The organism is Shewanella marisflavi (assembly GCF_002215585.1).
GTDB lineage: Bacteria > Pseudomonadota > Gammaproteobacteria > Enterobacterales > Shewanellaceae > Shewanella > Shewanella marisflavi.
Map to the genome: position 1 here is coordinate 1267259 of NZ_CP022272.1, position 13473 is coordinate 1280731.

A 13473-nucleotide genomic window follows, 5' to 3' on the forward strand; every position below is an offset into this window, starting at 1 on the left:
CGAGTCGGGTACTTGATAAAGGGAGGCTGATGCCTCCCTTTTTAATGTAAGATTTATGACAAAATTAGCCGTTTTATGACAAACTAGCCCGGCGGTTTCATAATTTTGTAATAAAAAAGACCAATAATGGACACGTGGGAATTCACAGATAGAAGATCGCATATGACTGCTAGGATTTTGATAGTTGAAGATGAGCTAGCCATCCGAGAGATGTTAGCTTTTGTTTTAGAACAACATGGATTCACGACAACTACAGCAGAGGATTTCGACTCGGCATTGGATATGTTGTCAGAGCCCTATCCAGATTTGGTATTGCTTGATTGGATGTTCCCAGGTGGAAGTGGTATCCAGTTAGCGAAGAAGCTACGCCAGGATGAGTTTACCCGTCACATCCCGGTTATCATGCTGACGGCCCGTGGTGAAGAGGAAGATAAGGTCAAAGGGCTCGAGGTGGGCGCCGATGATTATATCACCAAGCCCTTCTCACCTAAGGAGCTGGTGGCACGTATCAAGGCGGTTATGCGCCGTGCTGCGCCGACGGCTCTGGAAGAGCCAATTGACGTACAAGGATTGGTTCTCGATCCTGTGAGCCACCGCGTGACGGTAGGTGAGCAGGTGCTTGAGATGGGACCGACCGAATTTAGGTTGCTCCATTTCTTCATGACCCATCCCGAGCGCGTCTATAGCCGCGAGCAGCTGTTGGACAACGTTTGGGGCACCAATGTGTATGTCGAAGACAGAACTGTCGATGTGCATATTCGTCGACTGCGTAAGGCGGTAGAACCGTCGAACCATGATCGCCTAATTCAAACCGTTCGTGGGGCGGGGTATCGTTTTTCGACCCGTCTATAGGGCCTGTATATTTGTGGCTTACTTTATGTTCAGGCTAAACACCTTTAAGCGGTAGTAATGAGAAAAGGTGTTTAGATGACCCTTAGGGGCAGCGGCTATTATCTCTTTTTTTCAGTTATCGCATGATGATATCGAGTAAAGATATTACCCATGTTTAGCCTTGAAAAAACATAATAGCGCGCTGCAGACACATACAGCAAAGGTCAACAGACCCTAGCAAATGGATAGGCACAAGAGGCAATATAAGCTATCTTGTGCCCATTCGCTCACTATGGCTTATCTATGTTTGATTCATATTCAGGGTATCAACTACTCACTCGACTAGTGATATATCTACTGCTCTGTCTTGCCGTTGGATTACTCATAAATCAAGTGCTGTGGATCATGTTGCTCGGCAGCCTCGCCTTGCTCGCCTGGCACTATAAACAGATATCTAGACTCAATTATTGGCTATGGCGCGATAAGCGTCTGACACCGCCCAATGGCAGTGGAAGCTGGGAAGGGGTGTTTAATGGTATCTATCGCCTGCAAGGGAAAAACAGAAAGCGCGTTAGTCAGTTAGCCTATCTTCTCGCCCGTTTCAGACAGGGGGCCGAGGCATTGCCCGATGCGGCTGTGGTGCTCGATTCAGAAAACAATATTGCCTGGTGTAATAAGCTGGCGCAGCTGCTACTTGGCCTGGTATGGCCCCAAGATAATGGTCAGCGGATCGACAACCTGATCCGTCATCCTGACTTTGCTAAATACCTAAGGCAAGCCGATTTCGATGAGCCATTCGAGTTGACCGATACCCATAGTGATGGCCGAGTGTTAGAGATCCGCATCATGGACTATGGCTCGGGGCAACGTTTGCTTATTGCCAGGGACATTACCCGTATTCGGCAACTTGAAGGGATGCGCAAGGAGTTTGTGGCCAACGTCTCTCACGAGCTCAAGACGCCGCTGACGGTGTTGCAAGGATACCTTGAGATGATGCAGGGGATGGCTGAGCCGGATTCGCCCAATCTCAAGGCGGTTTCACAGATGCAGCAACAAACCAATCGCATGCGATCTATGGTCGAGCAGCTGCTGGTGTTGTCGCGCATCGAAGATGGCAGCGCCGTTAACCTGGAGACCAAGGTGAATATGGGGCACCTCATCGATACCTTAAAAGAGGAAGCACAGGCCTTGGCCATGGATCAGTATGAGCTGACGATTCAGGCCGAACCCGGGCTGAACCTCTATGGCAGTGAGGTGCAGTTACGAAGTGCCTGCTCTAACTTGGTGTCTAATGCGATTCGTTATACTGAGCCCGGCGGCAAGATCGATATTCGCTGGAAGCGGGTGCCTCTTGGGGCCGAATTTAGCGTGACCGATACGGGAGAGGGGATAGCGCCCCAGCACCTTACCCGACTGACCGAGCGTTTTTATCGGGTCGACAGCGCCCGTTCGCGTCAAAGTGGTGGAACCGGACTTGGCTTGGCCATTACTAAGCACGCCCTTAGCCACCATCAGAGCGATCTCATGATTGAGAGTAAGCTAGGTGTGGGGAGTCGCTTTAGTTTTATTATTCCTAATCACCTGCTCGATATACAGCGTTAGTCAGGGTAAGCTTGCTCACACGCCGTCATTATTGACGGCGTTTTTTATGGCGGCCAACCATGACGCAATCTTGACGATTTCATGTCAAACTCAATATAAAGAGGTGAAAAGCGGCGTTTACGGCAAGTTTATTAGCAGTTGTCATCTAAGTGTCACATCACAGTCATAGACTTGTCACTGTTGCGATTGATACTAGCTGCAACTTAAATGAAACGAGTAAGCAAGTCCGCTTAACACTGGAGCATAGAATGAAACTTAAACAGCTTGTCGGTGCGGTGAGTTTAACAGCCGCTAGTGTATTCTCAGCAGCCTCTGTGGCCGCTCTTGATCCATCACTGCCAACTTATGAGAAGAGCAGCGGTGTATCAGGTAACCTATCTTCTGTAGGTTCAGACACTTTAGCCAACATGATGACCCTATGGGCGGAAGAGTACAAAGAGATGTACCCTAACGTTAACATTCAGATTCAAGCCGCGGGTTCTTCTACTGCGCCACCAGCACTGACTGAAGGTACTTCACAGTTCGGCCCTATGAGCCGTAAGATGAAGCCTAACGAAATCGAAGCTTTTGAAAAGCATTACGGTTACCAGCCAACAGCTATCCGTGTTGCTATCGATGCCCTGGCGGTATTCGTACACAAGGATAACCCAATCAAGGGTCTAAGCATCGAGCAGATCGACGGCATCTTCTCTGCAACACACAAGTGTGGCGGTAGCGATGTTCAACGTTGGGGCGATGTAGGTCTAGACGGTTCTTGGGCGGCTAAAGACGTACAGCTATATGGCCGTAACTCAGTATCTGGTACTTACGGTTACTTCAAGAAGAAGGCTCTTTGTAAGGGCGACTTCAAGGCTAACGTGAACGAGCAGCCTGGTTCTGCATCAGTGGTTCAGTCAGTTTCTCAATCACTTAACGCTATCGGTTACTCAGGTATCGGTTATAAGACAGCAGGTGTGAAAGCGGTTGCTATCTCTAAGAAGGGTGACAACTTTATCGAAGCGACTGCCGCTAACGCCGCTGACGGTAGCTACCCACTATCACGTTACCTGTACGTATACGTGAACAAGCATCCTAACAAAGATTTGGCACCACTTGAGCGTGAATTCCTGCGCTTCGTGCTGTCAAAGCAGGGTCAGCAAATCGTAATGAAAGACGGTTATGTGCCGCTACCACGTAGTGTGACAGCTAAAGACCTGGAAAAAGCGGGTATCCGTCTGTAAGATTACCGCTTGATATAGAAAAGGCCTCCTAGTGAGGCCTTTTTTGTCTTCCAAATAAGACGATATTTTGTTTGCTTGAGTCGTATTTGACTGCAATTTCATTTGTTGAGTGTGGTTGAAGGGCTCACCTTTATGGGAAGCTAACGCCTGCCCGGCGGGGGGGAATGTGGGAATGCTTTCGGGTCGTAGCGTTTGGTTGCTTGGGTATTTGCTATGGACTTGAAGGTCACACCTTCATGGCAAACTAACGCCTGTACGGCGAGGGTTGTGCAGAAGCATCTGCTACACGCCGTGCATCCGTCCGTGGAGGCTCGACGATGGCATCTGACCTACATGGATGTTGGGAATGCCAAAAAATGTTAGGAACATTTTTGGCCCTGCCATCGACGTCCGCAGATGCATCTACACTTGGTATTTAACGTCTCTTCGATTTGGCTTCATCTGTCAGTGCTATGGATTTTGGCTTTGGTTTATTTGGGATCAATGATTGGATTGAAGGTTGTACCTTCATGGCAACCTAACGCCTGCCCGGCGAGGGATGTGCAGATACGCCTGTGACACGCTGTGCGCCATCCCTGCCCGCTCTACGGTTTCATCCCTGAAACCGAAGGTCACCGGCGTATCTACACTCGGTATCCAACGTCTCTTCGATTTAACTTCATCTGTCAGTGCTATGGATTTTGGCTTTGGTCTATTTGGAATCAATGAGTAGATTGAAGATTGCACCTTCATGGCAAGCTAACGCCTGCCCGGCGAGGGAATGTGCAAGCACACTTTTGGCACGCCGAGATTCCGTCCTTGGAGGCTTCACGGCGGTACTGACCTACATGGATGTAGGGAATGCCAAAAAATGTAGGGAACATTTTTGGCCCTGCCATCGACGTCCGCAGATGCATCTACACTTGGTATCTAACGTATCTTCGATTTGGCCGTGTTTGGGGGTGACAAAGGGAATGAAAAAGCTGATTTGGTTTTGCCCCGAAGTGAGTTGTTGGTCAGCCAGTAAATCGCAAAATTACTACTCAACAATTTCTTATCTAAGTCCTGTTTGTGCGATTCAGCACAAGAAGTAGAAACTGGACAGATACACAGTCATATTTAAATTATGTGACTTTTGGGTGATTTTAAGCCTAAATCCGTGCGCGTTTTGCCGTCATTGATAGCGTAAATCCATTTAAAATCAATTTATTGAAACCCTTGTCAAGTAGATGATAGGTTTGAAAAACGGGCATGCGCGTTTTTCCAGATGGATTACTTATATGAAAAGCGGCAAAATGTTGATAAGTTCATTACATACAGATAGTTAACTGTGTGCGTTTTCACTGGTTCAACGAGGTAAACGCGCATGCGCACTAATAAAATGTTAGCTTTAAAGGAGAATCATCAGCATATGGATAATTTAAAAATAATAAGTATTATGGCTGTAATTTCATTATCAGCATGTAATTCAATACCTCAGAGCAATATTTCAAATTACAATGCAAAGGGCAATCTTGAATCACCTAAGCCCTCAGGTTGTGTTGCAGTAAATCAATTATCAAACCAACAAAATCCTGTCGATATTTTTACAGGTTTAAACACTTGTATTACTGATGGGAATTATTCTCAAGCAGCAGAATTGTATTTTGCTGGGATGAGTTACGGTTACTTTGATACAAAACGGGTGTCAGATAAAACGGCTCATCAAGCTATCAGTGTTTTACGCATGAATGTATTTGGTGCACAACCCAAAGAAGTTATGGATAAGTTGCAAGTTGCACTAGAGAAAATATCTTCTGATAATTCCGCTATTTGTAAAAGCCTAGCTGATCTAGGTGCTCCGTCCTATAAACCTACCTATATGATTCAACACGGTATGGGTGCATTTACAGGTCAAAGTACCAAAGATGGTTTGGTTGAAAACTTTGATTCAGGTGTAGCATGGCAAGACACTTTAACAACGATTGCTAAGTGTGTTTAAAGCTAACAAGTTGCTTAAACGGACAAAAAACAGTTGGCTTTTGTTCGTTCCTCACTATTTTAGCCAACTATTTTTAGCCGCTTAGCAAAGCGTTAGCCCTATAACAGAAATGGTAACCGAATGAATGATCTATACACTCAAGTGATAACCGTCTTTTTAGGTTTTTTTGCCATCATGAATCCTATCGCTAATACCGCAGCCTTTGCTGGTCTGGTAGGAGGTAAAAGCAAAGCAGAGCAAATTAAAATTGCATCGAAAGCACTCATTATTACGTTTATTGTAATTCTATCTTTTGCTCTACTTGGAAAGGCAATTTTTCATTTATTTAGCATCACCATCTCCGCATTGAGGATAACAGGGGGCATTTTGGTGTTTCTTGTCGGGTATCACATGCTTAATGGGCATAGTTCCAAGATGCATTCAGCTGAAGGTAGTGAAGAAACGGATATCGCGGTATCGCCCTTGGCAGTCCCTCTTCTTGCTGGGCCTGGAACCATAGCAACGGCAATGAATTATTCTTCCTCAGGAGGAATAACGGGGATATTAGTGACTGTTTCTGTATTTGCAGTTATGTGTCTTATCACTTTCGTCTGCTTTATTTTTAGTTCAAAGATTTTGGCGGTAATAGGTGAAAGTGGTCTTAATATTGTCACTCGACTAATGGGGCTAATTCTTGCTGTCATGGGAACGCAAATGGTGATTACTGGGGTAACCACTGTTGTCACTAGCATCAGCTAGCAAGGCCTTCCCAAATCGCCCTTCAGGCGGGACGTCGCTGACGCTCCGCTTTTATGGTGGCGTTAGCACATAGAAAGCTCACATATATAGATCTAAGGTTCTAACTCGGTGTGAACACAGTTGTGACCTTGTGATCCTCGGCCATTTTTTGACATCTAAATCTAACGCCCTGTTTGGCATCCATGTCTCTCGTTCATAGGTATGAAGATTGGCATCAGTCACAGTGTCATAAATGTGTTTCCACTTAGGCTTGCCGCAGGCAATTCAAAACCATGAAGGTCAGCGCATCTATCAGCGAAGTAAAAATCTATACCGCAAGATGCTAGAAGCCAAGGTGTCCGCCTTTGATTCGAAGGCAAACGCTAGTAAATTCAGGATAAAAAAAAGCGACCTTGATGAGGTCGCTCTAAGTTCCAAATTCGGAATCTAAGGATAGTTGCGCTAGAAACTATCTAAAGGGAATGATGATGAACGGTCAACACACTGATGATTAATTAAGACCTGTCACTGGATTAACTAATCGATGCAAATTCTGTTCATATAATCAGAGTGCTTTCATCGGGTTTAGTTCAGAAAATTTTTTAAATATTTTCATTTTTTTTAAAAACCTTATTAAATCAATTAAAAACTTCATGTTAAGCCTTGCCTAAAGTAGGCTTGGGCATCTGATTCATTCGCGACTTTAGGGACAATCCCCCCATGAAATCTTCTTTCCTAACTGTGTCATTCGCGCTACTGACCATACTCTGCGTGAGTATCACATCCTTCTGCCTAGCCGCTGAGCCGATAAAAGCTGAGCAGATAAATGCCGGGCAGATAGTGGCAGGAGAGAGGGCGGCAGGGGAGAGCGCTTTAAGTGCGATTGAGCTAGGAAAGGTTGAGATCCCCCGCACTTAGGTCTTTGAGCTCACAGACCCCGTGAGTAAGCGGGTGTATCCACTTTGGGTCAAGCTGCCGCGCTCATATCAGCCTGATAGCACGAGGCGTTATCCGGTTATCTATGTGTCCGATGCACCTTACGCCTTTCAGATCGTCTCTGGCATGACCGGTTTTCCCATGAATAGCGGCAAGATGCGTGAGGCCATCATAGTCGGGCTCTCCTATGCCAAAGGAGATAAGGGGCCGCAGAGCCGAGTGCGCGACTATACCCCATTCTCCGATACAGATTGGAAGCTGACCACTGGCGGCGCCAGCCACTACGCAGATTATCTGCAGACTCAGATTTTGCCCTTCATGGCCGAGCACTACCGGGTGGAAGACAAGGAGCGCACCTTTGTGGGCAACTCGCTCGGTGGCCTGCTGGGGGCTTATCTGCTGCTTGAGCGGCCAAATTTGTTTGATAATTATGTGCTGGGTAGTCCGTCGGTGTGGTTTAAAGGCGAGCAGATCTTATCCCTGAAGGCTAAGGAGAGAGCCATGGAGAAACAGCAGCTAAAACGCCGGATCTTTTTGGCGGTCGGCGCGCTGGAGACGCCGGATAAAGGTGACATGCAACACGACATGGTGGCCGGGGCGGATAAACTTAGGGCGCATTTAAAGCATCAGCTAGGCGATCTCATAGAGCTGGAGTCGCTCACCATTGAGGGAGCGCGTCACGAAACCGCCTTTCCCACCACAGCGAGCCAAGGCCTTTACTGGCTCTTGGCGCGTGATGGTCAAAACAGCACTCGGTAAGAGGCTTAGCCTTAAGGCGTTTGATTTGAAGAGGCGCTGGCTGGATTCAGACGCTTAAGCCAGGCCTGAAATTCTGCATCCATGCTGGTGCCCCATTGGGTAACCAGAGCCTGATATCTGGGGTAGTCGCCCTTGCGGGTAAAGCCGAGCATAGTCTCTATTTTGTCTCTGTGGTGCTCCATCATGAAGCGCACCGCCAGATAACCCCAGCGATAGATGCGATCTGTCCCGCCATTTTGCTCATAGCTGGTGTTAAACAGCTCGCTAAGTTCGAACTGCTGTTTGGCGATGATCGCTATGGCTGTCTGGTTGTCATCGCCCTGTGAGATATATTCTCCCAAGCCTTCACTCCACCATACTAAATGAGGCAGCAGCGGCGCAGGTTTAGGGCAATACTCGGGGGCGCTGTGAGAGTCATGTAAAGATGCGCAGAAATCGCCATAGAGATTGAAGTGACCGTCGAGGTAATGCACATACTCGTGGGCCAGATTCCAGATCTGCCCGTTGCGCTCGTAGGCCACAAATTCGGCTTGATTACCTTCCTGATGAGGCAGTCCCTCTAAAAACATGCCGCCGTTGTCGCTGGGCACGTTAAAGTGCGCCGTGACATAACGGGTGTAGTCCTCGCGGCTGTGGTAAACATTAGCGCGCATGCGCTGATTGTTGTCATTGGCTACCGGCTTACCTTGGGTACCAAATAGCTGGTGGAACTTGGCCTCTTGTTTCTGCATCAGTGTGCAGGCCTGGGTGATTTGCTCCTTAGTCAAAGCCTGGGAGCGTATGGTGATCGTGGGGCTGCAGTCGTGGTGTTGACTTAAGACCTGTTGCAAGGGGGCAACGGGAGAGGTTTCACCTGCCTGTAAGGCAAAGCTGGTCAGCAAAGGCAGAGCCATCGCTGTGATACGTGTTAGGGCTGGTTGAGACACTGGGGTTTCCTTATTGTTATTTTTGTATAAAATATCCCAATTGTTCCATTTTCATTCGGTGAAGTCAATTTACACCCGCTTATCAAGATGAGCCCTTTGCTTACGGCGATGACATTCGAGGCCACCGGGACTAAAATGGCACCAGCCCTTCATCATAAAAAAAAAGGATTCCTTGTGGCAGAGCAGTGGGATAATCAACAAGACCATCATTCGTTTGCTAATGTCGATGACCTCAGGGTCACACACCTGAGTCTAGCCTTAAGCGTCGACTTTGCAGCGCAGCAACTGAGTGGCAGCGCCCGTTTAACCTTGGACTATCGCGATGGCGATTGTCGCAGCCTCTATCTCGACACGCGTGAACTGACTATCAAGAGTGTGCATGACCAGGCTGGTAATGCCTTGGCATTTCAGCTCGACCAGCAAGATAGCGTGCGCGGTCAGCGCCTGGTGATCACACTCGTCGAGCCCAGCAGCGAGGTTATCGTCAATTACCATACCTCGCCTCAGGCCCAGGGCTTACAGTGGTTATCGCCAGAGCAGACCAGCGGCAAGCAGCTTCCGTTTCTGTTCAGTCAGTCGCAGCCTATCAATGCGCGTAGCTGGGTGCCACTGCAAGACACCCCAAGGGCCAGAATCACCTTTGATGCCGAGATCAAAGTGCCCAAAGGGATGCGCGCAGTGATGAGTGCCATGAATCATGGTGATGCCCCCTTAGAGGGAATATTCCATTTCGAGATGGAAAAGCCAATTCCTACCCATCTGTTGGCCATTGCCGTCGGGGATCTGCACTTTGGTGCTATCGGTCCTCGCACTGGGGTATATGCCGAACCTCAGATTTTGAGTGCGGCGGTGAAGGAGTTTGAAGATACCGAGAAGATGGTCGAGATCGCCGAATCCCTGCTGGGGCCTTATGCCTGGGGACGATACGACATGTTGGTGTTGCCGCCAAGCTTTCCATTTGGCGGCATGGAAAACCCCAGACTCGCCTTTATGACGCCGACGCTGATCGCAGGAGACAAAAGCCTGGTATCGACCGTTGCCCATGAACTGGCACACTCCTGGACCGGCAATCTGGTCAGCAATGCCACCTGGCGTGATCTCTGGCTAAATGAGGGCTTTACCACCTATTTCACTAACCGTATTGTCGAAGCTGTGTATGGCAAGGAACTGGCTGAACTTGAGGTGGTACTGGAATATGGTCGCCTTAAAGAGGAGCTTATCAGTATGCCTCTCACCTCGCAGACTCTGCCGGCCAATGTGCAGGCGGGTGACCCAAATGATGCCTTTAACCGCTTTACCTATGATAAGGCCTCCATGTTTGTTCATGAGCTGGAGCATCGCCTTGGCCGCGCCGACTTCGACCGTTTTCTGTTTGATTATGTAAATCATTTTGCCTTTCAGGCGATCACCACAGAAACCTTTGTCGAGTACGCCAAGTCAACCCTGCTGACCCAATATGATGATAAGTTAACAGAGGCCGAGTTGCAGGAGTGGGTCTATGGCACTGGGATGCCATCTTGGTTTGTGCCGCCCACTTCCAATAGTCTGGAGAAGGTCGATCATCTGCGTACTGCCTGGCTCGCCGGAGAGCCCCTCAATAAGGCCAATACGGGTGATTGGCGCGTACACCATTGGCAATATTTTTTAAACAGCCTGCCCGAGGTGCTCGACCAGCAGGCGCTGATCGATCTCGATACCTGTTTCGATTTCAGTCGTAGCACCAATGCCGAAATCGCCTGTGATTGGTATCGAGTGGCGATCCGTAATCAATATGATCCAGTACTGCCTTTCGTTGAGGCATATTTGATTAAAATAGGTCGGGGGAAGTTTGTCAGGCCCCTGTATAACGAGCTGTTGCTGGCGGGATATCAGCAGGAGGTGCGTAGCATCTATCAAAAAGCGAGAGGAGGGTACCATCCATCGCTGTCGGTACACCTAGATAAACAGTTGCTGGGCTAGGTAAAAAAAATGGCAACCCAAGGGGTTGCCATAACAATTAATATGGAGAAAGAAACTTGTGCGCTAGCGAAATTTCTTGGCTCCAGAGACCAACAAGGTCTCAAAGGGAGATGATGAACAAACAATGATGAAAAATCTGTTACTCCTTATCAGAGTCACCATCTTTCACTTAGTTCCCCAGTGATTCAAAAAAAATTGATAAATTGTCATTTTCTCGCCTTAGGCGCTTCCTGGCTCAAAAATCCCATCAAAAAGACAAAAAAAATGGCAACCAAAGGTTGCCATAAAGCTAAATAGTGTCGAGTTATTAACCTATTGCGCTAGCGAGGTTAATGCTCTTGGGACCAATCGGTCGCCAAAGGGAAATGATGATGAACAATGAAACATAAACCAGGTATTCGCAGTAAAGCTTACTTTGCAACGAGTTACCCAATCCGCTAATCCGTTCACTTAATCAGAGTCAGCAAGTCCCGATTAGTTCAATAAAGCTTATAAAAATTTCGGATTTTTTTTCTAAGTCCCAGGAAAGTGACCATTTTTATGGGTTTTCAACGGGCCTGTATCTTGAGGCCTTGTATGTCACTGTCCAACTTAGATGTTCACTCGATGACAGACATTTAACAACTAAATTTCAATTAACATTATGATATTTATGGATTAATAAAAAAAGGCAACCAAGAAGGGTTGCCTGTCGATCTATGCAGATCTAGGGGGACTGCGCTAGAAGTCCCAGGGAGAATGATGAACATGAAAAGCAAATCTTCGCGTTCAATATTTGGAGTATTCAAACAGTGATAAGTTCAAAAAATAAACAAAAATGTTTGAAAATATTTCCAACATTCTCTTATCTATTTGGATTGGTTAACTAAAGCTGAAATTTTTTCTGACAATGATTCGGGGGTCGTGGTGGGAGCGAAGCGCTCCAGCACTTTTCCTTCGCCATCTACCAGAAATTTAGTGAAGTTCCATTTAATCGATTCGCTGCCCAACAGGCCTTTAGCCTCACGTTTGAGGTATCGATACAAGGGATGTGCCTGGTTGCCGTTAACCTCTATCTTGGCAAATAGCGGAAAGTTTACGGCAAAGTTTAATTCACAGAACTGACTTATCTCACTTTCGTCTCCCTGCTCCTGCTGACCAAACTGGTTGCAAGGAAAGCCAAGTACGGCAAATTTTTCCGGGCCAAACTGGTCATAGAGTGCTTGTAGGGCCTGATATTGCGGCGTAAAGCCGCACTTACTGGCGGTATTGACGATAAGCAGTACCTTACCTTTGAAATCTGCCATCGACTGGGTGCTGCCGTCGATACGGGTCAGTGAAAAATCATAAATAGACATAGTCGCTTCCTCTCGTTGATGGGGTTAGCCTAGCAGTAAAATAGATTGTGCGCAATTTAAATGAGGTTCATTAGGGAAGACACCGACATTGGAGGTGGACTGTGCGGCTTATCTGTTAGCCATCTTTGTAGGTGGTTTATTTCAGTTGTAATAAGGTATCGTTAACTTATGTGGTGAAATGTTATAAACCCCTTTTAAAACAAGTTGATGAAGTATATTTAATGGTGGCGTCTGCATCAGTTTGATACCCTGCGGCGATAGTAAAAAGACCTATCAAGGGGTGATGATGAAAACAAAATTGGCGCTGATGATTGTCGGCTGCTTCAGCCTGACGGCTCAGGCGACTAACCTGAACGTGGGGATCAATGATGATGTTATATCCACAGATCTGCAGATGGAGCTTAGTCCGTCGGCCAATCTGGTGATGGGGTATCTTTATTCTGATGATGAAGGCCATAGTATCTCGGCGGCGGCCCATATGACTCATGATGCTGGGGCTCATCATTTTGAGGTTGGCCCTAAGTTTTCGCATTATTGGGCGAAAAACAGCAGTAACGGCAGTGTAGTCGCCATTGGTGGCCGCTATTCGTTAGCGCTGGGATCAAACATTGCGCTAAAAGCTTCGGCTTATTATGCGCCTTCGGTACTCAGTTTTGGCAGCGTCGACGGGCAGTATGAGTTAGATGGTAAGGTCCAGTATCAGGTAAATCCTAGCCTGGGGCTATTTGTCGGTTATCGCAACATACGCTTGCAATATGATGATCGTCGTGACAATACCTTTGATACAGGCTTCTACATTGGCGCGAGTGCCAGTTTTTAAGAAGGTTTCCCCCGGTGAACGCCAATTGGCGTTCACGCGCGGCTTGTCAAAGCGCTAAATCTTTGCGCTAAATCTTTGCGCTAAATCTTAACGCCACAGCTTATCGCCACTGCTTATCGCCAAATCCCTTGGTCGAACTCGTCATCATGCTCGTAACGCTTAGGCTGATTAGATTGATGTCGACGCCTCTGCTTGCTGCGCTTGTTACGTAATTTATCCTGGGCATCGAATTCCCACGTCGGGGTTTCTTTAGATGCCATCTCAAACTCATCATAGTGTGACATGATCTCACCAATCTCTTGTGATTGAACCTTAATGCAAGTGGCATGGTAAATAGGCAAGATGACGTTTAGGTGACAGGGAAGAGACGAACTCATGACACGAGCGCCGTGAGGCCACGGCGCTG

At 47.4% G+C, this 13473-nt stretch carries 12 protein-coding genes; 9 read left to right on the forward strand and 3 right to left on the reverse strand.

The features are described from left to right. Positions 1-162 precede the first annotated feature (162 nt). The 7 genes from phoB to CFF01_RS05685 all read left to right on the forward strand — a co-directional run bounded on the left by phoB (position 163) and on the right by CFF01_RS05685 (position 8025). Positions 163-852 (forward strand): phosphate regulon transcriptional regulator PhoB, encoded by a 690-nt coding sequence (gene phoB, locus CFF01_RS05650; protein ID WP_033537480.1) that lies wholly within the window; start codon positions 163-165, stop codon positions 850-852. A 282-nt stretch (positions 853-1134) separates the two neighbouring features. Further along, on the forward strand, positions 1135-2433 hold the full coding sequence (gene phoR / locus CFF01_RS05655) for a phosphate regulon sensor histidine kinase PhoR (protein ID WP_088904147.1): 1299 nt from the start codon (positions 1135-1137) through the stop codon (positions 2431-2433). A gap of 248 nt (positions 2434-2681) precedes the next feature. Then, positions 2682-3653, forward strand: coding sequence for a PstS family phosphate ABC transporter substrate-binding protein (locus CFF01_RS05660; RefSeq protein WP_088904148.1), 972 nt, complete (start codon positions 2682-2684; stop codon positions 3651-3653). Positions 3654-4998: 1345 nt separating this feature from the next. Then, entirely contained in the window at positions 4999-5613 is a 615-nt protein-coding gene (locus CFF01_RS05665; RefSeq protein ID WP_198387126.1) for a hypothetical protein, read from the forward strand. Between the two features lie 120 nt (positions 5614-5733). Further along, positions 5734-6351: a MarC family protein gene (locus CFF01_RS05670; RefSeq protein WP_088904150.1), complete on the forward strand. Its 618-nt coding sequence runs from the start codon at positions 5734-5736 to the stop codon at positions 6349-6351. Positions 6352-7050: 699 nt separating this feature from the next. Continuing rightward, positions 7051-7248 (forward strand): hypothetical protein, encoded by a 198-nt coding sequence (locus tag CFF01_RS05680; protein ID WP_088904152.1) that lies wholly within the window; start codon positions 7051-7053, stop codon positions 7246-7248. Between the two features lie 33 nt (positions 7249-7281). Beyond that, complete coding sequence (locus CFF01_RS05685) at positions 7282-8025, forward strand: alpha/beta hydrolase (protein WP_157704947.1); 744 nt, start codon at positions 7282-7284, stop codon at positions 8023-8025. Between the two features lie 11 nt (positions 8026-8036). Here the strand turns inward: CFF01_RS05685 and CFF01_RS05690 are convergent, their stop codons facing one another. Then, on the reverse strand, positions 8037-8918 hold the full coding sequence (locus CFF01_RS05690; protein ID WP_088905885.1) for a collagenase: 882 nt from the start codon (positions 8916-8918) through the stop codon (positions 8037-8039). A 168-nt stretch (positions 8919-9086) separates the two neighbouring features. Here CFF01_RS05690 and CFF01_RS05695 point away from each other — a divergent pair, with 168 nt between their 5' ends. Then, entirely contained in the window at positions 9087-10910 is a 1824-nt protein-coding gene (locus CFF01_RS05695) for a M1 family metallopeptidase (protein WP_088905886.1), read from the forward strand. A gap of 848 nt (positions 10911-11758) precedes the next feature. On the opposite strand, the gene CFF01_RS05700 is transcribed toward CFF01_RS05695, so the two are convergent. Beyond that, positions 11759-12247, reverse strand: a complete 489-nt coding sequence (locus tag CFF01_RS05700; protein ID WP_088904154.1) for a glutathione peroxidase — start codon at positions 12245-12247, stop codon at positions 11759-11761. 283 nt (positions 12248-12530) lie between these two features. Here CFF01_RS05700 and CFF01_RS05705 point away from each other — a divergent pair, with 283 nt between their 5' ends. Further along, complete coding sequence (locus CFF01_RS05705; protein WP_198387128.1) at positions 12531-13067, forward strand: YfaZ family outer membrane protein; 537 nt, start codon at positions 12531-12533, stop codon at positions 13065-13067. Positions 13068-13180: 113 nt separating this feature from the next. Here CFF01_RS05705 and CFF01_RS05710 read toward each other — a convergent pair whose 3' ends face one another. Beyond that, on the reverse strand, positions 13181-13444 hold the full coding sequence (locus tag CFF01_RS05710) for a hypothetical protein (RefSeq protein WP_088904156.1): 264 nt from the start codon (positions 13442-13444) through the stop codon (positions 13181-13183). Between the last annotated feature and the right edge of the window lie 29 nt (positions 13445-13473).

Coding starts and splice junctions, on each gene's coding strand:
- CFF01_RS05680 (WP_088904152.1), top strand. CDS start 7,051: ATGAAATCTTCTTTCCTAACTGTGTCATTCGCGCTACTGACCATACTC.
- CFF01_RS05670 (WP_088904150.1), top strand. CDS start 5,734: ATGAATGATCTATACACTCAAGTGATAACCGTCTTTTTAGGTTTTTTT.
- CFF01_RS05705 (WP_198387128.1), top strand. CDS start 12,531: ATGATGAAAACAAAATTGGCGCTGATGATTGTCGGCTGCTTCAGCCTG.
- CFF01_RS05690 (WP_088905885.1), bottom strand. CDS start 8,918: ATGGCTCTGCCTTTGCTGACCAGCTTTGCCTTACAGGCAGGTGAAACC.
- phoR (WP_088904147.1), top strand. CDS start 1,135: ATGTTTGATTCATATTCAGGGTATCAACTACTCACTCGACTAGTGATA.
- CFF01_RS05710 (WP_088904156.1), bottom strand. CDS start 13,444: ATGAGTTCGTCTCTTCCCTGTCACCTAAACGTCATCTTGCCTATTTAC.
- CFF01_RS05700 (WP_088904154.1), bottom strand. CDS start 12,247: ATGTCTATTTATGATTTTTCACTGACCCGTATCGACGGCAGCACCCAG.
- CFF01_RS05695 (WP_088905886.1), top strand. CDS start 9,087: ATGGCACCAGCCCTTCATCATAAAAAAAAAGGATTCCTTGTGGCAGAG.
- CFF01_RS05665 (WP_198387126.1), top strand. CDS start 4,999: ATGCGCACTAATAAAATGTTAGCTTTAAAGGAGAATCATCAGCATATG.
- phoB (WP_033537480.1), top strand. CDS start 163: ATGACTGCTAGGATTTTGATAGTTGAAGATGAGCTAGCCATCCGAGAG.
- CFF01_RS05660 (WP_088904148.1), top strand. CDS start 2,682: ATGAAACTTAAACAGCTTGTCGGTGCGGTGAGTTTAACAGCCGCTAGT.